Source organism: Vibrio fortis (genome assembly GCF_000695685.1).
GTDB classification, from domain to species: domain Bacteria; phylum Pseudomonadota; class Gammaproteobacteria; order Enterobacterales; family Vibrionaceae; genus Vibrio; species Vibrio fortis_A.
In genome coordinates, this window is sequence record NZ_JFFR01000005.1 from 1 (window position 1) to 21,611 (window position 21,611).

18 protein-coding genes and 1 pseudogene are annotated in these 21,611 nt (G+C 46.2%); 15 read left to right on the plus strand and 4 right to left on the minus strand.

The annotated features are described in order from the left end of the window. From VFDL14_RS23865 to rpoC, 9 genes and pseudogenes are all read left to right on the plus strand, one after another. Positions 1-88 (plus strand): annotated as a pseudogene (locus tag VFDL14_RS23865) (elongation factor Tu); the annotation flags it as partial. A 224-nt stretch (positions 89-312) separates the two neighbouring features. Further along, positions 313-690 carry a preprotein translocase subunit SecE gene (secE, locus tag VFDL14_RS17390; protein WP_032549907.1) on the plus strand — a complete coding sequence of 126 codons (378 nt, stop codon included), beginning with the start codon at positions 313-315 and terminating at the stop codon, positions 688-690. A gap of 13 nt (positions 691-703) precedes the next feature. Next, the gene (nusG, locus tag VFDL14_RS17385) at positions 704-1,252 is read left to right on the plus strand and encodes a transcription termination/antitermination protein NusG (RefSeq protein WP_032549909.1); all 549 of its coding nucleotides are present in this window, start codon (positions 704-706) and stop codon (positions 1,250-1,252) included. Positions 1,253-1,463: 211 nt separating this feature from the next. Continuing rightward, entirely contained in the window at positions 1,464-1,892 is a 429-nt protein-coding gene (gene rplK / locus VFDL14_RS17380; RefSeq protein ID WP_026084318.1) for a 50S ribosomal protein L11, read from the plus strand. Positions 1,893-1,896: 4 nt separating this feature from the next. After that, positions 1,897-2,601, plus strand: coding sequence for a 50S ribosomal protein L1 (gene rplA, locus VFDL14_RS17375; protein ID WP_032549910.1), 705 nt, complete (start codon positions 1,897-1,899; stop codon positions 2,599-2,601). Between the two features lie 240 nt (positions 2,602-2,841). Beyond that, positions 2,842-3,336 (plus strand): 50S ribosomal protein L10, encoded by a 495-nt coding sequence (gene rplJ, locus VFDL14_RS17370; protein WP_032549911.1) that lies wholly within the window; start codon positions 2,842-2,844, stop codon positions 3,334-3,336. Positions 3,337-3,393: 57 nt separating this feature from the next. Then, positions 3,394-3,762, plus strand: a complete 369-nt coding sequence (gene rplL / locus VFDL14_RS0122975; protein WP_032549912.1) for a 50S ribosomal protein L7/L12 — start codon at positions 3,394-3,396, stop codon at positions 3,760-3,762. A 235-nt stretch (positions 3,763-3,997) separates the two neighbouring features. Beyond that, a complete protein-coding gene (gene rpoB / locus VFDL14_RS17365; RefSeq protein ID WP_032549913.1) occupies positions 3,998-8,026 on the plus strand; it encodes a DNA-directed RNA polymerase subunit beta in 4,029 nt (1,342 codons plus the stop codon). Positions 8,027-8,100: 74 nt separating this feature from the next. Further along, on the plus strand, positions 8,101-12,303 hold the full coding sequence (gene rpoC / locus VFDL14_RS17360; RefSeq protein ID WP_032549914.1) for a DNA-directed RNA polymerase subunit beta': 4,203 nt from the start codon (positions 8,101-8,103) through the stop codon (positions 12,301-12,303). 236 nt (positions 12,304-12,539) lie between these two features. Here rpoC and VFDL14_RS17355 read toward each other — a convergent pair whose 3' ends face one another. Further along, positions 12,540-13,034 (minus strand): Rsd/AlgQ family anti-sigma factor, encoded by a 495-nt coding sequence (locus tag VFDL14_RS17355; RefSeq protein WP_032549915.1) that lies wholly within the window; start codon positions 13,032-13,034, stop codon positions 12,540-12,542. A 166-nt stretch (positions 13,035-13,200) separates the two neighbouring features. Here VFDL14_RS17355 and nudC point away from each other — a divergent pair, with 166 nt between their 5' ends. The 3 genes from nudC to VFDL14_RS17340 all read left to right on the plus strand — a co-directional run bounded on the left by nudC (position 13,201) and on the right by VFDL14_RS17340 (position 16,047). Beyond that, positions 13,201-13,983, plus strand: coding sequence for an NAD(+) diphosphatase (nudC, locus tag VFDL14_RS17350; protein ID WP_032549916.1), 783 nt, complete (start codon positions 13,201-13,203; stop codon positions 13,981-13,983). A 317-nt stretch (positions 13,984-14,300) separates the two neighbouring features. After that, positions 14,301-15,368 (plus strand): uroporphyrinogen decarboxylase, encoded by a 1,068-nt coding sequence (gene hemE / locus VFDL14_RS17345; RefSeq protein ID WP_032549917.1) that lies wholly within the window; start codon positions 14,301-14,303, stop codon positions 15,366-15,368. A 133-nt stretch (positions 15,369-15,501) separates the two neighbouring features. Next, positions 15,502-16,047, plus strand: a complete 546-nt coding sequence (locus VFDL14_RS17340) for a DUF4136 domain-containing protein (RefSeq protein ID WP_032549918.1) — start codon at positions 15,502-15,504, stop codon at positions 16,045-16,047. 4 nt (positions 16,048-16,051) lie between these two features. Here the strand turns inward: VFDL14_RS17340 and VFDL14_RS0122980 are convergent, their stop codons facing one another. Beyond that, positions 16,052-16,978 (minus strand): D-2-hydroxyacid dehydrogenase, encoded by a 927-nt coding sequence (locus VFDL14_RS0122980; protein ID WP_032549919.1) that lies wholly within the window; start codon positions 16,976-16,978, stop codon positions 16,052-16,054. A 71-nt stretch (positions 16,979-17,049) separates the two neighbouring features. On the opposite strand from VFDL14_RS0122980, the gene VFDL14_RS17335 reads away from it, so the two are divergent. Then, on the plus strand, positions 17,050-17,637 hold the full coding sequence (locus tag VFDL14_RS17335; protein WP_032549920.1) for a YjaG family protein: 588 nt from the start codon (positions 17,050-17,052) through the stop codon (positions 17,635-17,637). 60 nt (positions 17,638-17,697) lie between these two features. Here VFDL14_RS17335 and VFDL14_RS17330 read toward each other — a convergent pair whose 3' ends face one another. Further along, the gene (locus tag VFDL14_RS17330) at positions 17,698-18,861 is read right to left on the minus strand and encodes a CNNM domain-containing protein (RefSeq protein ID WP_032549921.1); all 1,164 of its coding nucleotides are present in this window, start codon (positions 18,859-18,861) and stop codon (positions 17,698-17,700) included. A 271-nt stretch (positions 18,862-19,132) separates the two neighbouring features. On the opposite strand from VFDL14_RS17330, the gene hupA reads away from it, so the two are divergent. Together hupA and VFDL14_RS17320 are read left to right on the plus strand one after the other, a co-directional pair. After that, positions 19,133-19,405: a nucleoid-associated protein HU-alpha gene (gene hupA, locus VFDL14_RS17325; protein WP_004729753.1), complete on the plus strand. Its 273-nt coding sequence runs from the start codon at positions 19,133-19,135 to the stop codon at positions 19,403-19,405. Positions 19,406-19,451: 46 nt separating this feature from the next. Next, the gene (locus VFDL14_RS17320; RefSeq protein ID WP_032549922.1) at positions 19,452-20,159 is read left to right on the plus strand and encodes a DUF1481 domain-containing protein; all 708 of its coding nucleotides are present in this window, start codon (positions 19,452-19,454) and stop codon (positions 20,157-20,159) included. A 133-nt stretch (positions 20,160-20,292) separates the two neighbouring features. Here VFDL14_RS17320 and purD read toward each other — a convergent pair whose 3' ends face one another. Beyond that, the gene (gene purD, locus VFDL14_RS17315) at positions 20,293-21,579 is read right to left on the minus strand and encodes a phosphoribosylamine--glycine ligase (RefSeq protein WP_032549923.1); all 1,287 of its coding nucleotides are present in this window, start codon (positions 21,577-21,579) and stop codon (positions 20,293-20,295) included. Between the last annotated feature and the right edge of the window lie 32 nt (positions 21,580-21,611).

Here is a 21,611-nt window from a genome sequence, read left to right on the forward strand (position 1 = left end):
AATCGCAATGGACGAAGGCCTACGTTTCGCTATCCGTGAAGGTGGCCGTACTGTAGGTGCTGGTGTTGTAGCTAAAATCTTTGCATAAGATTTGACGAACCACTAGTAAAAAGGGCATCATTTGATGCCCTTTTTCTGCGCTAAAAAAAGAGTTGTGTGAAATCACAGCAACTTTGTCTCTTAGCAAAGAATAAAACGATCATTTTTGACTAAAATGACTGTTAGATGTGTTGTTCTGCAACGCAAAGGAATGTGCCCTGCAACAGCGGGGTTATTGTCGTCTATATTTAAGACTTATCACAGGTTGGTTTTATGAAAGCAAACGCTGAGACTCCTGATAGCTCAAGTGCAGCAGATACAATGAAGTGGATTGTCGCTTTTGTTCTGCTAGCCGCCGCTGTTGTGGGTAATTACCTGTATGGTGAATTATCAGTTGTAATTCGCGCTGCAGGTGTAGTTGTGCTGATTGCTGCCGCACTAGGCGTTGCAGCAACGACAACTAAAGGTAAAGCTGCGATCGAATTTGCAAAAGAATCTCGCATGGAGATTCGTAAAGTGGTTTGGCCTACACGCCAAGAAACTATGCAAACCACATTGATCGTTCTAGCTGTAAGTATTGTTATGGCTCTAGCACTATGGGGCATCGACGGCATTATGGTTCGTCTTGTTGCCTTTGTGACTGGGGTATAGAGGGTTCTGATTCATGAGTGAAGCTCCAAAAAAACGTTGGTATGTAGTTCAAGCCTTCTCTGGCTTTGAAGGTCGTGTGGCTCAATCGCTACGCGAACATATTAAAATGCACAACATGGAAGAACTGTTTGGCGATGTGCTAGTACCTACTGAAGAAGTAGTGGAAATGCGCGCGGGTCAACGTCGTAAAAGTGAACGTAAATTCTTCCCTGGCTACGTATTAGTTCAGATGATCATGAATGACGAATCATGGCACTTAGTACGCAGCATTCCGCGTGTTATGGGCTTCATTGGTGGCACCTCTGATCGTCCTGCACCAATCACTGACAAAGAAGCTGATGCGATTCTGAACCGTCTAGAGAAAGCGAGCGAAGCTCCACGTCCTAAGACTATGTTCGAAGCTGGTGAAGTGGTTCGTGTGAACGATGGTCCATTTGCTGACTTCAACGGTACTGTTGAAGAAGTGGATTACGAGAAGAGCCGCATTAAGGTGTCTGTATCGATCTTTGGTCGTGCAACGCCTGTTGAGCTTGAATTCGGTCAGGTTGAAAAACTGGACTAAGACTCGAATAGTTGAACAAAGTTGTGGATAACTTATTGGCAACTTGTTCAAATTAAAAGAGTATAAAAAATCACCTTTTTAGGGTTGTTTAAGGCGCGAATTATGATTATAATTTCGCGCCTTTTTACTTCTGAGGAAGTAAAAAGCTTAATTGAAATTATGGGGAGCTTGCCTTACGGCTAGCGCATGTACCCAAATATTAGGAAATATCATGGCTAAGAAAGTTGAAGCTTATATCAAACTGCAAGTTGCAGCTGGTATGGCAAACCCGTCGCCACCGGTTGGTCCTGCTCTAGGTCAACACGGTGTTAACATCATGGAATTCTGTAAAGCGTTCAACGCAAAAACAGAATCTGTTGAGAAAGGTCTACCGACTCCAGTAGTTATTACTGTATACAACGACCGTTCTTTCACGTTCGTAACTAAGACTCCACCTGCTGCTGTTCTTCTTAAGAAAGCTGCTGGCGTTAAGTCTGGTTCAGGTCGTCCAAACACTGAAAAAGTGGGTACTGTAACTGACGCTCAAATCCAAGAAATCGCAGAAACTAAAGCTGCTGATATGACTGGTGCTGACATCGAAGCAATGAAGCGTTCAATCGCTGGTACTGCTCGTTCAATGGGCCTAGTGGTAGAGGGTTAATAAGATGGCAAAACTTACTAAGCGTATGCGCGTAATCCGCGAAAAAGTTGACGTAACTAAAGAGTACGAAATCAACGAAGCTGTTGCTCTTCTTAAAGAACTAGCTACTGCTAAATTCGTTGAGTCTGTTGATGTTGCTGTTAACCTAGGCATCGATGCTCGTAAATCTGACCAAAACGTACGTGGCGCTACTGTGCTACCTCACGGTACTGGTCGTGAAATCCGCGTTGCTGTGTTCACTCAAGGTGCAAACGCAGAAGCAGCTAAAGAAGCTGGCGCAGATGTTGTTGGTATGGAAGATCTTGCTGAGCAAGTGAAGAAAGGCGAAATGAACTTCGACGTAGTTGTTGCTTCTCCAGATGCAATGCGCGTTGTTGGTCAACTAGGTACTATCCTAGGTCCACGCGGCCTTATGCCAAACCCTAAAGTTGGTACTGTGACTCCTAACGTTGCTGAAGCTGTTAAGAACGCTAAAGCTGGTCAGGTTCGTTACCGTAACGACAAGAACGGCATCATCCACACTACTATCGGTAAAGCATCTTTCGAAGCTAACCAGATTCAAGAAAACCTTGAAGCTCTGCTAGTTGCTCTTAAGAAAGCTAAGCCTTCTTCAGCGAAAGGTACTTTCCTGAAGAAAGTAAGCATCTCTACTACTATGGGTGCTGGTGTTGCTGTTGATCAGGCTAGCCTGAACACGCAAGCAAACTAATTTGCTTAGGCGCAGATTTAGTGTATAATTCTGCGCCTAATATTTGTGGTTGGGTGATTTCTGAAGCAATTCGAGTCATCTATCCCAAGACCGTAGGCGCTGTGCTTTTCGGAGTTATAGCTTAATAAAACCTACGTAGGCGATGCCTAATTTAAATGAAGTGATTCATGTTTATTAGCATCGTAAACGCTCATTGCACACTGTAATGAGTGCTGTAATCACAACCAGAGGTTAAACCAAATGGCTTTAAATCTTCAAGACAAAAAAGCAATTGTTGCTGAAGTCAACGAAGCAGCTAATGGTGCACTTTCTGCAGTTGTAGCTGATTCTCGTGGCGTTGAAGTTGGCGCAATGACTTCTCTACGTAAACAAGCTCGCGAAGCGGGTGTTTACATGAAAGTTGTTCGTAACACACTAGCACGTCGTGCGGTTCAGGGTACTGACTACGAGTGTCTAACAGACACTTTCACTGGTCCAACTCTGATCGCGTTCTCTAACGAGCACCCAGGTGCTGCAGCGCGTCTTTTCAAAGACTTCGCTAAAGAGAACAAAGATTTCGAGATCAAAGCTGCTGCATTTGAAGGCACAGTTACTGATGCTGAAGTACTAGCGACACTACCAACTTACGACGAAGCAATCGCACGCCTAATGATGTGCATGAAAGAAGCTTCTGCAGGCAAGCTGGTTCGTACTATCGCTGCACTACGTGACCAAAAAGAAGAAGCTGCGGCATAAGCCTTGCTTTTCACTGGTTGCAAATTAAACTTATTGTTGACTTAAAAGAGAATTGTTATGTCTATTACTAACGAGCAAATCCTAGACGCAGTTGCAGAAATGTCTGTAATGCAAGTTGTTGAGCTTATCGAAGCTATGGAAGAGAAATTCGGCGTATCTGCTGCAGCTGCTGTTGTAGCTGGCGGCGCTGCTGGTGGCGAAGCTGCTGCTGAGCAAACTGAATTCGACGTAATCCTAACTGCTGCTGGTTCTAACAAAGTACAAGTAATCAAAGCTGTACGTGGCGCAACTGGCCTAGGTCTTAAAGAAGCTAAAGGTCTTGTAGACTCAGCTCCAGCACCTCTAAAAGAAGGCGTTGACAAAGCTGAAGCTGAAGCTCTTAAAGCACAGCTAGAAGAAGCAGGCGCTTCTGTTGAAGTTAAGTAATTATTACTTAATTTCTTAGCCTAACGGCTATTGGCTGGTGGTTAAATAACCACCGGCCTTTTTGCGCTGTAGGGCTATGACGAATTTTCCCGCTGTTTAAACGTCATAACCTGAGCAAAAAAACGATTACCTTTCCAAGATAGTCGTTCACTACAGTAAACAGCTGTTAGTCACTACCCCCTCCGAGGAGTGTTTCGGGTAGTTTGGGTCACTTATCAGCGAGCTGAGGAACCCCATGGTTTACTCTTATACCGAGAAAAAGCGCATCCGTAAGGACTTTGGTACTCGTCCACAAGTTTTGGACATTCCATACCTGTTATCGATCCAGCTTGATTCTTTCGACAAATTCATCGAACAGGATCCTGAAGGTCAATACGGTCTTGAGGCTGCTTTTCGTTCTGTATTCCCAATTCAGAGCTACAACGGCAATTCTGAGCTGCAATACGTTAGCTACCGTCTTGGTGAGCCAGTTTTTGACGTTAAAGAATGTCAAATCCGCGGTGTAACTTACTCAAAGCCACTACGCGTTAAACTACGTCTAGTTATCTTTGATAAAGATGCGCCAGCAGGTACTGTAAAAGACATTAAAGAACAAGAAGTCTACATGGGCGAAATTCCGCTTATGACAGACAATGGTACTTTCGTAATCAATGGTACCGAGAGGGTTATCGTATCCCAGCTGCACCGAAGCCCAGGCGTGTTCTTCGACAGTGATAAGGGTAAAACCCACTCATCAGGTAAAGTTCTTTATAACGCACGTGTAATTCCTTACCGTGGCTCATGGTTAGACTTTGAGTTCGATCCTAAGGACAACTTATTCGTACGTATCGACCGTCGTCGTAAGCTACCAGCTTCAATCATCCTTCGTGCACTAGGTAAGTCGACAGAAGAGATCCTGGATCTATTCTTCGAGAAAGTGAACTTCGAAGTGAAAGACCAAACTCTACTAATGGAGTTGGTTCCAGATCGTCTACGTGGTGAAACTGCGTCATTCGACATCGAAGCAAACGGCAAAGTTTACGTTGAGACTGGTCGTCGTGTTACTGCTCGTCACATCCGTCAACTTGAGAAAGATGGCGTTGAACACATCGAAGTACCAGTAGAGTACATCGTTGGTAAAGTTGCATCGAAAGATTACATCAACGAAGCAACTGGCGAGATCATTGTTGGTGCTAACCAAGAGATCAGCCTAGAGGCACTTGCTAACCTATCTCAAGCAGGTCACAAAGCTCTAGAAGTACTGTTCACGAATGACCTAGACCATGGTCCATTCATGTCAGACACTCTACGTGCAGACAGCACTGTAGATCGCATCTCTGCGCTTGTAGAAATCTACCGCATGATGCGCCCTGGCGAGCCACCAACAAAAGAAGCTGCAGAAGCTCTATTCGAAAGCCTATTCTTCTCTGAAGAACGTTACGACCTATCAACTGTAGGCCGTATGAAGTTCAACAGCTCTATCGAGCGTGAAGAAGAAGAAGAGCGCGGTACGCTAGACGAATCAGACATCATCGAAGTGATGAAGAAGCTGATCGCTATCCGTAACGGTAAAGGTGAAGTTGATGATATCGACCACCTAGGTAACCGTCGTATCCGTTCAGTAGGTGAAATGGCAGAGAACCAATTCCGTGTTGGTCTAGTTCGTGTAGAACGTGCTGTTAAAGAGCGCCTAAGCCTTGGTGACCTTGATGCAATCATGCCTCAAGACCTAATCAACGCTAAGCCTATTTCTGCTGCTGTTAAAGAATTCTTTGGCTCTTCACAGCTTTCACAGTTCATGGACCAAAACAACCCATTGTCAGAAGTAACGCACAAGCGTCGTATTTCTGCTTTAGGTCCAGGTGGTCTAACTCGTGAACGCGCAGGCTTCGAAGTACGTGACGTTCACGTAACTCACTACGGTCGTCTATGTCCGATCGAAACGCCTGAAGGTCCAAACATCGGTCTAATTAACTCGCTATCTGCATTTGCGCGTTGTAACGACTACGGTTTCCTAGAAACTCCGTACCGTCGCGTAGTAGATGGTGTTGTAACAGACGAAGTAGATTACCTATCTGCAATCCAGGAAGGTCAATTTGTAATCGCGCAGGCGAACACCGTTCTTACTGAAGAAGGAACGTTCGCAGATGAGCTAATCACTGCTCGTCAAAAAGGTGAATCTGGTCTTCACCCACGCGACCACGTTGACTACATGGACGTTGCGACAAACCAAGTAGTATCTATCGCTGCATCGCTTATCCCGTTCCTAGAACACGATGATGCGAACCGTGCATTGATGGGTGCGAACATGCAACGTCAAGCAGTTCCAACTCTAAAAGCTGATAAGCCTCTAGTTGGTACAGGTATCGAACGTAACATCGCAGTAGACTCTGGTGTAACAGCCGTAGCTAAACGTGGTGGTATGATTCAGTCTGTAGACGCTTCTCGTATCGTAGTTAAGGTTAACGAAGATGAGCTAGTACCTGGCGAAGCTGGTATCGACATCTACAACCTAACTAAGTACACGCGTTCTAACCAAAACACATGTATTAACCAACGTCCTACCGTGCTTCCAGGTGAACCTGTATCACGTGGCGACGTACTAGCTGACGGTCCTTCAACAGACCTTGGTGAGCTAGCACTTGGTCAAAACATGCGTATCGCATTCATGCCTTGGAACGGCTACAACTTCGAAGACTCGATCTTAGTATCTGAGCGCGTAGTTCAAGAAGACCGTTTCACGACTATCCACATCCAAGAACTATCTTGTGTGGCTCGTGATACTAAGCTGGGCTCTGAAGAGATCACAGCTGATATTCCAAACGTAGGTGAGTCTGCTCTGTCTAAACTAGACGAGTCAGGTATCGTTTACATTGGTGCTGAAGTTAAGGGTGGTGACATCCTAGTTGGTAAAGTAACACCTAAAGGTGAAACTCAACTGACTCCTGAAGAGAAGCTACTACGTGCAATCTTCGGTGAGAAAGCATCTGATGTTAAAGATACTTCTCTACGTGTACCAAACTCTGTTTCAGGTACGATCATCGATGTACAAGTCTTCACTCGCGATGGCGTAGAGAAAGACAAGCGTGCACTTGAAATCGAACAGATGCAGCTGAAAGAAGCGAAGAAAGACCTAACTGAAGAGTTCCAAATTCTTGAGGGCGGCCTTCTTAACCGTGTTAAAGCTGTTCTTCTGTCTGGTGGTTACTCTGAAGCTAAGCTTGATGCAATCGGCCGTAAGAAGTGGCTAGAGCAAGCACTAGAAGACGACGCGCTACAATCACAGCTTGAGCAACTTGCTGAGCAGTGGGATGAGCTAAAAGCTGACTTCGATAAGAAGTTTGAAACTAAGCGTCGTAAGATCACTCAAGGTGATGATCTAGCGCCTGGCGTACTGAAGATTGTTAAGGTTTACCTAGCAGTTAAACGTCGCATCCAGCCTGGTGATAAGATGGCGGGTCGTCACGGTAACAAAGGTGTAATCTCTAAGATTAACCCTGTTGAAGACATGCCATACGATGAGAAAGGTCAACCTGTCGACATCGTACTGAACCCACTGGGTGTACCATCGCGTATGAACATCGGTCAGATCCTAGAAGTACACTTAGGTCTGGCTGCGAAAGGTATCGGTGACAAGATCAACCAAATGGTTAAGGAGCAACAAGAACTGCACAAGTTCCGTGAGTTCCTACAGAAGGTTTACGATCTTGGTGATACTCGTCAGAAAGTTGACATTGCTGAACTGTCTGATGATCAAGTTCGTACTCTGATCAAGAACCTACGTGGCGGTCTACCGATTGCTACTCCTGTGTTCGATGGTGCTTCTGAAGCGTTAATCAAAGAACTACTTAAACTGGGTGACCTACCAGAATCTGGTCAGTTAACTCTGTTTGATGGTCGTACTGGTGATGCGTTTGAGCGTCCTGTAACTGTTGGTTACATGTACATGCTGAAACTAAACCACCTTGTTGATGACAAGATGCACGCTCGTTCAACTGGTTCTTACAGCCTAGTAACTCAGCAACCACTTGGTGGTAAAGCTCAGTTCGGTGGTCAGCGTTTCGGTGAGATGGAAGTATGGGCACTAGAAGCATACGGTGCTGCTTACACGCTTCAAGAAATGCTAACAGTTAAGTCGGATGACGTTAACGGCCGTACTAAGATGTATAAGAACATCGTAGATGGCAACCATAGCATGGAACCTGGCATGCCAGAATCGTTCAACGTACTGTTGAAAGAGATCCGCTCGCTAGGTATTAACATCGAGCTAGAAGACGAAGAGTAATCCCCACGGGATTATTGGTAGAAGGTGCTCACTTTTGCGGGTGAGCTCCTTTTAACTCCTTACAGGAGCTGATTGTGAAAGACTTATTAAACTTTCTAAAAGCGCAGCATAAGACCGAAGAATTTGATGCAATCAAAATCGGTCTATCTTCACCAGACATGATCCGTTCATGGTCTTTCGGTGAAGTTAAAAAACCTGAGACGATCAACTATCGTACGTTCAAACCTGAGCGCGATGGTCTGTTCTGTGCGCGTATCTTTGGTCCAGTTAAAGACTACGAATGTCTTTGTGGCAAATACAAGCGTCTGAAACACCGTGGTGTTATCTGTGAGAAGTGTGGCGTAGAAGTTACACAAACTAAAGTTCGTCGTGACCGTATGGGCCACATCGAGCTTGCTTCACCAGTTGCTCACATCTGGTTCCTAAAATCGCTACCGTCTCGTATCGGTCTACTAATGGATATCCCTCTACGTGATATCGAACGTGTTCTTTACTTCGAAATGTACGTAGTAACTGAACCAGGTATGACTGATCTAGAAAAATCTCAGATGCTTACTGAAGAAGAGTATCTGGATCGTCTAGAAGAGTGGGGCGATGAATTCACTGCTAAGATGGGTGCAGAAGCGATCAAAGATCTGCTTGCAACAATGGACCTTCATCAAGAAGTGGAAGAAATGCGCGAAGAGTTGGAAACAACTAACTCTGAAACTAAGCGTAAGAAGATCACTAAGCGCCTGAAGCTAGTTGAAGCGTTCATTGCATCGGGTAACGATCCGCAATGGATGATTCTGACTGTACTTCCGGTTCTTCCGCCAGATCTACGTCCTCTAGTACCTCTAGATGGCGGTCGTTTTGCGACTTCAGATCTGAACGACCTTTACCGTCGAGTGATCAACCGTAACAACCGTTTGAAGCGTCTTCTAGAGCTAGCTGCTCCGGACATCATCGTACGTAACGAAAAGCGTATGCTGCAAGAGTCTGTTGATGCCCTTCTAGATAACGGTCGTCGCGGTCGTGCGATCACTGGTTCGAACAAGCGTCCTCTGAAATCTCTTGCTGATATGATCAAGGGTAAACAGGGTCGTTTCCGTCAGAACCTTCTAGGTAAACGTGTAGACTACTCTGGCCGTTCTGTAATCACAGTAGGTCCATACCTTCGTCTACATCAGTGTGGTCTTCCTAAGAAGATGGCACTTGAGCTATTTAAGCCGTTCATCTACAGCAAGCTAGAGACTCGTGGCATGGCTACGACAATCAAAGCTGCTAAGAAGATGGTAGAGCGCGAAGAAGCTATCGTTTGGGATATCCTAGACGAAGTAATCCGCGAACACCCAGTACTGCTTAACCGTGCACCTACACTTCACCGTCTAGGTATCCAAGCGTTTGAACCAGTACTAATCGAAGGTAAAGCGATCCAGCTTCACCCACTAGTGTGTGCGGCATATAACGCCGACTTCGATGGTGACCAAATGGCGGTACACGTGCCTCTAACTCTAGAAGCACAGCTTGAAGCACGTACACTGATGATGTCGACAAACAACATTCTGTCGCCAGCGTCAGGTGATCCGATCATCGTACCTTCTCAGGACGTTGTATTGGGTCTTTACTACATGACTCGTGACAAGATCAACGTGAAAGGCGAAGGTATGTATCTTGCTGGCCCTGCAGAGGCTGAGAAGGCATACCGTACTAAGACTGCTGAGCTACACGCTCGCGTTAAAGTTCGTATCACTGAGACGGTTAAAGACGAAGATGGTAACAGCACAACTGAAACGAAGATGGTTGATACAACTGTCGGCCGTGCAATGCTATGGCAAATCGTTCCAGCGGGCCTACCGTTCAGCCTAGTTAACCAAAAGCTTGGTAAGAAACAGATTTCTAACCTGCTTAACGAGGCTTACCGTAAGCTTGGCCTGAAAGACACTGTAGTCTTTGCTGACCAAATCATGTACGCAGGTTTTGCATACGCAGCACTTTCTGGTGTTTCTGTAGGTATCAACGACATGGTTGTACCTCAAGCGAAATACGATGAGATCGAATCTGCTGAAGAAGAAGTTCGTGAAATCCAAGAGCAATTCCAATCTGGTCTTGTTACTGCGGGTGAGCGTTACAACAAAGTTATCGATATCTGGGCGTCTACGAACGACCGCGTTGCGAAAGCGATGATGGATAACCTATCTTCTGAAACTGTTATCAACCGTGACGGTGAAGAAGAGCAGCAAGAATCGTTCAACAGCATCTACATGATGGCCGACTCGGGCGCTCGTGGTTCTGCAGCTCAGATTCGTCAGCTAGCGGGTATGCGTGGTCTGATGGCACGTCCAGATGGCTCAATCATCGAGACACCGATCACTGCGAACTTTAAAGAAGGTCTAAACGTACTTCAGTACTTTATCTCAACGCACGGTGCTCGTAAGGGTCTTGCGGATACGGCACTGAAAACAGCGAACTCGGGTTACCTAACTCGTCGTCTAGTAGACGTTGCTCAAGACGTTGTAGTACACGAACATGACTGTGGCACGCACGAAGGTATCGACATGATGCCTCACATCGAAGGTGGTGACGTTAAAGTTGCACTTTCTGAGCTTGCTCTAGGTCGTGTAGTAGCTGAAGACGTTCTTAAGCCTGGTTCTGAAGATGTTCTAATTCCACGTAATACTCTGATTGATGAGAAGTGGTGTCAGATCATGGAAGACAACTCTGTAGACAGCATCAAAGTACGTTCAGTTGTAACGTGTGACGCTGACTTCGGTTGTTGTGCACAGTGTTACGGTCGTGACCTAGCACGTGGTCACCTAGTGAACCAAGGTGAAGCAGTTGGTGTTATCGCTGCACAATCTATCGGTGAACCGGGTACACAGCTAACGATGCGTACGTTCCACATCGGTGGTGCGGCATCTACTGCAGCAGCAGAGAACAGCATCCAAGCTAAGACTACAGGTACGGTTAAGCTACACAACGCTAAATTCGTTATCAATAAAGACAAGAAGCTTGTAATCACTTCTCGTGCATCTGAACTAACCATCGTTGATGAGTTCGGTCGTACGAAAGAGAAGCACAAACTTCCTTACGGTTCTACGCTGACTAAAGGTCACGAAGATTCAGTTGATGCGGGTGAAGTAGTAGCTAACTGGGAAGCGCACACTATGCCAATCATCACTGAAGTGGCAGGTCGCATCCAGTTCGTAGACATGATCGATGGCGTAACAGTTTCTCGTCAGACAGATGACCTAACAGGTCTATCTTCTTCTGAGGTAACTGATGCAGCAGCGCGTCCAGCAGCAGGTAAAGATATGCGTCCAGCTATCAAACTTGTTGATGCAGCAGGCAACGACGTAATGATCCCTGGTACTGATATGCCAGCTCACTACTTCCTACCTGGTAAAGCGATTGTAAACATCGAAGATGGCGCAGAAGTTGGCATTGGTGACACTCTTGCACGTATCCCTCAGAAATCTGGCGGTAACAAAGATATCACCGGTGGTCTACCACGCGTAGCAGACCTATTCGAAGCTCGTAAGCCTAAAGAGCCTGCGATCCTTGCTGAGCACACAGGTACTGTGTCTTTCGGTAAAGAAACGAAAGGTAAGCGTCGTCTAGTTATCACTCGCGAGGGTGGCGAAACTTACGAAGAGATGATTCCTAAGCATCGTCAACTGAACGTGTTTGAAGGTGAGAAGATTGAACGTGGTGATGTAATCGCTGACGGTCCAGAAACTCCACATGACATCCTACGTCTACGTGGTATTCACGCTGTGACTCAGTACATCGCGAACGAAGTTCAAGAAGTTTACCGTCTACAAGGCGTAAAGATTAACGATAAGCACATCGAGACTATCGTTCGTCAAATGCTACGTAAGTGTACAATCACGCACGCAGGTGACTCTGAGTTCCTACCTGGCGAGCAAGTTGAATACTCACAAGTTAAGATTGCTAACCGCGCTCTAGAAGCGGAAGGTAAAGAACTAGTACGCTTCGAGCGCGAACTACTAGGTATTACTAAAGCATCTCTAGCAACTGAGTCGTTCATCTCTGCGGCATCGTTCCAGGAGACAACTCGCGTACTAACAGAAGCTGCGGTTTCTGGTAAGCGTGATGACCTACGTGGTCTGAAAGAGAACGTAATTGTTGGTCGTCTGATCCCAGCTGGTACTGGTTTCGCATACCACCAAGAGCGTCAAGCTAAGCGCGAAGAAGAGCAAGAAGGTCCTTCAGCTGAACAAGCTACTGACAACCTAGCTGCACTTCTAAATGCAGGCTTCTCTTCTGACGAGTAATTGTTAAGAGCTTAAAAGAAAAGGCACCTTCGGGTGCCTTTTTTGTTTTTGGGTGAAGGGAAAGTATCATTCCATCGTGTAAGAAGGAGCGAGTATGGAGTCACCTCTAACTCTCACCATTTAAAGAGAACCCGAATTATGAGCTTTTACTATTGGGGAATGCTGTTCTAAGAACGTAAAAGGGCTGACGTCATAAACGCCAACCCTCACGATTTAATCTTCTTTTCGTTTCTTGCTTATGCGCCTGGCGGAATCGCTAAACTGTCGGCAATAAGCTGAATCAGATGGTCTTCTACTTCAAAACGCACTTCAAGTAGCTCTCCAACCTTCGACATGTCGACCTCGAAGTTAGGCAACTCATCGTCTGCACTTACTTTTACGTATTTATCGTTGAACTCTAGCAGCGGCTCAGTGGTGAGAACGATCTTCGCGTAAGTAGTGTCGATTTCGTCGTTGGTTTTAAAGCCAGTCGCTTGCCATTTCGCCATGACCATATCGTAGATCTTAAAATGACCTTCAGAGATATAATCAACAACGTGATCGCAAAATGAGCTGATTTCTTTAGGAGAAGGGAGTTCAACAACGTTTGATTGCCCGTTAGCTGGCTGAAGGGTACCTAGCTTGCAATACTCGACGATTAGAGACTGTCGAGTTTCGAGCCAATGATCGATGACCTCATTCGAGCCACCCCATTGTTCTTGTACTTGTTTAAATTTATTTAGCATGACCATGTCCTCATGATCTGATCACAACCTTGTGATCATGATAAGTGCTTAAGTAGGGGTCCATTTGTTATACGCTACTAAAAGTAATAGCCTGAATTAATATCGGCTACAACTCTAGTATGAAATTAGATTGCCAGTAAAATGAACGAACTGCAAGCAATGAGGCATAGGGATGTTAAAAAAAAGTGACGGTAAGATGACTGACAAAGCGTACTGGTGTGTCGTATCAGGAAGCGATATTTGGACCATAGAAGGCCGCTTACCACTTGGCACTGCTGTGGATTTTGAACTCAATATCGAACACGCGATATGCATTGGTCAGTATCAAAATCATCATGTTTACTGGCTAAATGATTCTGACAGCGATCTTCAATTTGAGATGCAAAGCCTGCGTGAATTGCTGCACTGGCCTGAGGCTCTATTTCTGTTCGCTAGCAAAGCGATTCAGTACGGTCACATGAGCCAAAGCATGCGTTTTTGCCCACAATGTGGCGGACGCAATCACCTCAATCATAATCAAGTGGCGATGCAGTGCGGTGATTGTCGCACGTTGCACTATCCAAGAATCTTTCCATGCATCATTGTCGCTGTAAGGCACGACAATAAGATTTTGCTTGCTCAGCACCCACGACACAAAACCGGGATGTATACGGTGATAGCGGGCTTCCTAGAGGTCGGAGAGACTCTCGAACAGTGTGTTGCTCGTGAAGTGAAAGAAGAAACAGGAATCGATGTGACTAACATCCGATACTTCGGCAGCCAGCCTTGGGCTTTCCCTTCTAGTATGATGATGGGCTTTCTTGCCGACTATGCTGGTGGTGTGTTGAAACCAGACTACAGCGAACTGTCTGATGCTCAATGGTTTACGAAAGATTCTATGCCAGAAGTCGCGCCGAAAGGGACCATTGCAAGAGCGCTGATTGAGCAGACGATTGAAGATATCGCTGCGGATTAAATCTATCTAAAAACGGATGGATTGGCCTACAGGAGTATTTGGCCTATGGGTGGTCAAATACCTAAAAAAAACCCTCCACAAGTGGAGGGGGTAAGTAAGATGTCGTTATGAGATGCTGAGTTGTAGGAACTCAGTGTTATAATTGTAATTTTCGCTAGCGAACAAATTTTTAACATGTGCCTATGATTGGGTGCAAATTAAGCATTGATTTAAAAGTTAATAACTTGATCTAGGTTGCAAAGCACACAGCTTTTACCCTGCAATCAGTGTTAGAATACACGCCAACAACTAGACAAGATTGAATTGGAATTTACGGAATGACCGAATTAAAAAATGATCGCTATCTACGCGCACTCTTAAAACAGCCTGTTGATTACACGCCAGTATGGATGATGCGCCAAGCAGGTCGTTATCTTCCAGAGTACAAGGCAACTCGTGCTGAAGCGGGTGACTTTATGTCGCTTTGTAAGAACGCTGAACTGGCATCTGAAGTAACGCTTCAACCTCTGCGTCGCTTCCCTCTTGATGCAGCAATCTTGTTCTCAGATATTTTGACGATTCCTGATGCGATGGGCCTTGAGCTGCGCTTTGCTGCGGGTGAAGGCCCGGTATTTGATAAGCCAATTACCTGCAAAGCAGACGTAGAAAAAATTGGCCTGCCAGATCCAGAAGGTGAACTGCAGTACGTAATGAACGCAGTTCGTCAGATCCGCAAAGATCTAAACGGTGATGTTCCACTGATCGGTTTCTCTGGTAGCCCATGGACACTAGCGACTTACATGGTTGAAGGTGGCAGCTCGAAAGCGTTCACTAAGATCAAGAAGATGATGTACGCAGAACCTCAAACTCTGCACCTACTTCTAGATAAGCTAGCAGACAGCGTTATCGAATACCTAAACGCTCAAATCAAAGCGGGTGCTCAATCAGTCATGGTATTTGATACTTGGGGTGGCGTATTGACTCCTCGTGATTACAACTTATTCTCACTGCAATACATGCATAAGATTGTTGATGGCCTTATCCGTGAAAACGACGGTCGTCGCGTACCAGTGACGCTATTTACTAAGAACGGCGGCATGTGGCTAGAGCAGATCGCAGCGACGGGCTGTGACGCAGTTGGCCTAGACTGGACTATCAACATTCAAGATGCGGTTAAACGCGTGGGTGATAAGGTTGCACTGCAAGGTAACATGGATCCTTCTATGCTTTACGCTTCTCCAGAGCGTATCCGTGAAGAAGTCTCTACGATTCTTGAAGGCTTCGGTGACGCGGGTACTGGCCACGTATTTAACCTTGGTCACGGTATCCATCTAGACGTGCCGCCAGAAAATGCAGGCGTGTTCGTAGAAGCGGTACATGAACTGTCTAAGCCTTACCACAAATAACGTTTAGAGTTAGGTTTATATCAGAGCCCCTCACTATTGCAGTGAGGGGCTTTTTTGTTTCTGGGAGTTTCACAGGTGCCCCGATAATTTTCGACTATGATCTACATAATGGGGAAATTCGAAGGAGTTGAGTATGTTAAGAATGGGTTTTGCTTGGTTATTAAGTGCAATGTTGGTTTCTGGTTGTGCTTCGGACGTGGCGACCGATTACGACTCCTCGGTCGATTTTAGTGGTTTTTCGACCTATCAGTATCATGAAGATCCCAATACGCCTGTGACCTTAGATGGCGCTCGAATTAAGAAAGCGGTCGACAAAGAGATGGCCTTGAGAGGTATGCGCTTATCCGAGTCCGATGGTCAGTTGACGGTCTACTATGAGATTTTAGAAGCGTCTGAGTTACTGGCGGATGGACCAACCTTTAGCTTTGGTTTTGGCACGGGCAGCATTAATAGCCGCTATGGTGCTGGCGTTAGTACGCCAACTCGAGTCAAAGAGAAGAAATACGGCAAGCTCAGTGTGAACTTGATTGATACACAAACTAACGACGTGGTGTGGCGCTCCGTCTCTCAAAGACAGCTAACGGAAACCATGGACTCTGAAGAGCGAAATGAATTCGTTCAAGACCAGGTGCAGCAGATGTTCGAAGAATACCCAATTGCAGCGCCACGAGTGAAGTAAATCGCTAGTACCCTTTATCGAAATCGATTTGGTATTTGAGTTGAAAGCCATCGCGCCAAGACTGGTAGTTGTTAGCAAATATCTCGACAACCTGTCGTGGTTCACTAAGAGCGGCAATATGGGGCGTGATAGTGATTTGAGGCAGCCCCCAGAAAGGGTGCTCTTTTGCTAGAGGCTCACTTTCAAATACATCTAGGAAGGCGTGTTCGATCCAGCGGCTTTTCAGTGCTAACAGAAGGCCTGCTTCATCGAGTGTACTGCCTCGGCCTACATTAAAGAGTAATGCACCTTGGCAATGACTGAGCAGTTCACCATCGAGTAACTTGTTGGTTTGCGGCGTTGAGGGCAGGGTATTGACGATGATATCCGCTTGTTTGAGAGCGACGTGTGCTTCGTTGATGTGGTAAGTGCTATCAAATGAAGTTTGACGTGGTGGTATGCCAGCACGATTGACCCCAATTGCTTGAATACCGAAGGCTTGCGCCACCTTGGCGAGGTGGCTGCCAATTGAACCGGTACCAAGGATCACCATGGTGCGCCCGCTGAGTGATTGATAGAGCTGTGGCTGCCATTGCTTTTGAGCTTGCTGCTGGTGGTAGTGTTGAAAGTGGCGGTAGTGGCTGATGCTGTATCCCATGACATACTCAGCAATGAGTGGACCGAAGATGCCTCTGACGTTGGTGAGTGTGTAATCTTGACGAAGCTCAGGGCTAGCTAGCGCGTTGATACCAGCATAAGTGCTTTGCAGCCAATCCAGCTTGGTGAACTCGTTCAGGCGTTGAGCAACCAGAGGTGGAGCCGCGAGTACAATGTCAGCCTCCGCGGCGTTTTCGGTAATTTCTAGGTCGGGTAAGGCGTGTTCAAGGACCAGTTGTTGATAGGTCTCGTTGTGCTCGGTGAGAATATAGAGTTTATTGGTGAAATTGTTCATCGGCTTACCTTTTTTCCCTAAGGTTTATCAAGTACACTTTCGCTGTCTTTTTCTGCAACTATTGAGTAACTATGCTACAGAATCCACTTCAGGTTCGTCTTGAAAAACTAGAACCTTGGCAACAAATTACTTTCATGGCGTGTCTGTGTGAGCGTATGTACCCTAACTATGCCATGTTTTGTGAGAATACAGAATTTGCCGAAGCACGAATCTACCGTGATGTGTTAGACAGTGTCTGGGAAATCCTAACGGTAAAAACCGCGAAGGTGAACTTTGAGCGTCAACTAGAGAAAATTGAAGAGCTATTCCCGAGTGCAGAAGATTTCGACTTCTATGGTGTGTACCCTGCAATGGATGCGTGCCAAGGTCTTGCTACACTGCTGCATGGCTTGTTGGACCGTGAACACTTATTTGAAGCGGTGATTAAGGTTAGCCAACAGTCGGTTAAGACGGTCGCGGATCTTGAGTTTGCTCAAGGTGCAGACGAAGTGACTAACCAGAACCAAAAAGAGAACGAAGCAGTATGTGAAGAGTGGGACGTTCAGTGGGCTATCTTCCGCCCTCTACGTGAAACCACAGAGCGTGATATTGAGCTGATTAAAGACTTACGTCATGAATTACGTGAAGAGCCAGTCAGCAACATTGGCGTTGCTATCTAAGCTCACGATTGAATAGTAAAAATAAAGGCTCCCTCGGGAGCCTTTATTGTATGCGCTTGATTACGCTTTTTTATCTGCTGAAGAGACATCAGAGTCTTGGTTAACCTCAGCTTCGGCTTCAGTTTTTTCTTCGGTCTCTGTTTCTTCTTTCTCTTCGAGCTCTTCTTCATGCTCGTCATCGCGGCTTTCGATTACGCCGTGGGTCTCTTTCCAGTTTTCCCAACGCTGAAACGCCAGTTCTTGCATGTCAGTGTTCTTGTCGGCTTCATCGACAATCTCTTGACCAACTAAGTGCTCAAAGATGTCTTCAAGGGTAATAATACCTTGGATGGTGCCGTACTCATCGACCACCATCGCCAGTTGAAGACGCTTAGCCATCATCTGATCGAAGGCTTTTGGTAGTACTAAGTTGTTGAGCAATACATGAATTGGTCGTGTTACATCGCCCAGTGATTTCTCACCACTGCCTGCTTGTTGTAGTTTGAACAGTTCTAGACGGTGTACGAAGCCAATGATGTTGTCACTCTGCTCGCTGTAAACCAGTGGGCGAGAGAATGGCGTCTCTTTGTGCTCAGATAGAAACTCATTAATCGTCATCTCGGCATCAACACGAAATACGACAGGACGAGGAGTCATTACTTGAGTCACAGGTACGTCTTGAATGCCCAGCAGATTGCTCAGGATTTTTGATTCACCTTCTGCAAATTCGCCGCTCTCTTTTGCCAAGATCGCCATCGCAGATAACTCGTCACGCATTTTTGGTGCTTCGTGGCCACGTGCAAGACGCTTGGTAATTTGTTCAGAGAACCATACGAAAGGCGTTAGGAAGAACACCATCCAACGCAGAACTCTTGAAGATGCCGGCGCAAGCTGACGCCAGTAAGTTGCACCAATGGTCTTAGGAACGATTTCTGATAGCACTAGAATGCCTAGCGTAAGTACGGCAGAGAAAACACCCAACCACTGACTACCAAATACAACTGCCGCTTGCGCACCCGCTGTCGCGGCACCGATAGTGTGCGCGATGGTGTTGAGCGTTAGGATAGAAGCAAGTGGTCTATCAATGTCTGTTTTCAGCTTATCGAGCGACTCAGCTACAGGGTGGCCTTGTTGCTTGAGTTGAGCGATGTAGCTCGGACTGATACTCAGTAACACAGCTTCCAAAACAGAACAGATAAAAGAAACTCCAATAGCAATGGAGACGTAGATAGTTAGCAGCAGCATGTTTGCCCTTAATGATAGATTGTACGCTTTGTCAGCGATTCAAGCTGGATTATAGAAAAAAATTGATGCTTTGGTCATCATTAATTTTAGTCTCAGCCCCCTTTAAACAAGGGCTTGGAAGGGAATTTGAGTAACAAATTGTGAGTTATTACTCATATTATGGCTAAAACTACGGCATTAGAGTCAAAGATCGTCGACAAACCTTTGCCAGATGGGGCATTTATGTTTTAGAGTGAATTGAATTTAAAAATACAAAGAAGGGAAACCTAAAATGAACAAGACCCAATTAATCGACTTTATTGCTGAAAAAGCGGACCTTTCTAAAGCTCAAGCGAAAGCTGCGCTAGAAGCGACTCTTGGTGGCGTAACTGATGCTCTTAAAGATGGCGATCAAGTTCAGCTAATTGGTTTTGGTACTTTCAAAGTAAACCACCGTGCAGCTCGCACTGGTCGTAACCCAAAAACTGGTGATGAGATTCAAATCGCTGCTGCAAATGTTCCAGCATTTGTTGCAGGTAAAGCACTGAAAGATTCAGTGAAATAATCTAAACTGTACCGAGGTAGTCGTATTCCACCTCGGTACAGGTTTTATGAAAAAAACAGTTCTTCTCGTTTCTCTCTTCTCAGCACTTCTCGTTGGATGTTCCTCATCCAGCCCGACACAAAATCTCGAACAATTTGAAACCTACACCGGTGGTCAGGTTATGGGTGACGCAACCAGCTTTTACTGGGTCACGAATAAGCTTACACAGCCACACCGCTCAGCCGATTACGTTACTGTAGGCGATTATGGCTGGTACAAAACCGATTACGCTTGGTCTGATGGCATCTTGCGTGAGTTTATCCGTGAAGGTGAACAGCGCGACTCTAATGGCAAACTCGTGCCATACCGTGTCCACGTGCGTTTTAATGCGTCGGGTGACGCTGTCTATCAACAGCATCGTATCGATGGAAAAATCTTACCGATTCAAGCAGAGCAGTTAGAGCGTTACAAAAAAGAGGCGACGAGTGTCTTAACCGCTACCGACAAACAAAACGGTGAGGGTTTAGAGTTGCTGCAAGGCTACTGGAATGGCCGCTCGTTTGAGAGCTGTGACGGTGACGAATTCACTGAATTTGAATTCAACCAAACATTACCAAGCTTCGTGATTAATCGCTTAGCGACGGTAGACAGCTATGCGGCAGTATTGGGCGATGTATCGCTCGGTAAGGGCAGTGTATCGGTTGAGGAGTTACTAATGCTAGCGGAAGACAGCCATGACTGTATTACGCGTCCTGTGCTATTGAAAGAGCAGTAGATATATCACTGCTGAACAGCATTTATAGCAAAAGGATCATGGTAGGCCAAATACTCTGAAGGCTGCACATTTGGTTTAAAAATTAAAAAAGGCGCATCACGCGCCTTTTTAGTATCTGCAATCTCAACAATGATTATTTCTGCTCGCGCTCAATCGCACGGTAACCGATGTCATTGCGGTGGAACATACCATTCCAGCTAACTTGCTTAGTTAGCGCGTACGCACGCTCCTGAGCCTCAGAAACGCTATTACCAAGAGCCGTCGCACATAGAACACGGCCGCCATTCGTCACAACTTCGCCAGCTTCGTTGTTCGCTGTACCAGCGTGGAAGATTTTTTGGCCTTCAACATCGCCTGTTGGTAGTGAAATCACGTCACCCTTGGCGTAGTCAGCAGGGTATCCGCCAGCTGCAAGAACAACACCAATTGAAGCGCGTGGGTCCCACTGAGATTCTGCTTGGTCCAGCTTCTCGTCGATAGCCATTAGGCAAAGCTCAACAAGGTCTGACTCCATACGCATCATGATAGGTTGCGTTTCTGGATCGCCGAATCGGCAGTTGTACTCGATAACTTTCGGTGTGCCGTCAGCTGCGATCATCAGACCTGCATATAGGAAACCTGTGTAAGGCGCGCCTTCTGCGTCCATACCACGTACCGTTGGGTAGATAACTTCTTCAAGGATACGGTTGTGGATTTCTGGCGTTACCACTGGAGCTGGAGAGTAAGCACCCATACCGCCTGTGTTAGGGCCAGTGTCTTTGTCGCCAACGCGTTTGTGGTCTTGGCTGGTGGCCATAGGCAGAACGCTAGCGCCGTCAACCATCACGATGAAGCTCGCTTCTTCGCCTTCAAGGAACTCTTCAATAACCACACGGCTGCCAGCTTCACCAAATACGTTGCCTGCTAGCATGTCTTTGATTGCGTCTTCCGCTTCTTCCAGAGTCATCGCAACGATAACGCCTTTACCCGCCGCAAGGCCGTCAGCTTTTACTACGATTGGCGCGCCTTGCTCACGAACGTAAGCGATAGCTGGCTCAATCTCAGTGAAGTTTGCGTAAGAACCGGTTGGGATGTCGTGACGAGCTAGGAAGTCTTTAGTGAATGCTTTAGAGCCTTCCAGCTGTGCTGCCGCTTGAGTTGGACCAAAGATAGGCAGACCCACTTCGCGGAACGCGTCAACCACACCAATGACTAGCGGTGCTTCTGGACCAACGATAGTCAGTTCGATTTTTTTCTCTTGAGCAAACGCCACTAAACCAGCGATGTCTTCAACACCGATGTTTACGTTCTCAAGTTTTGGCTCAAGTGCAGTACCTGCGTTACCTGGAGCAACGAATACTGTTTCAACGTTTGGGTTTTGTGCTGCTTTCCAACCCAAAGCATGTTCTCTACCGCCAGCTCCGATGATTAATACGTTCATGTTTCAATCCTTAAGTCTTTAATTCTTAAAAG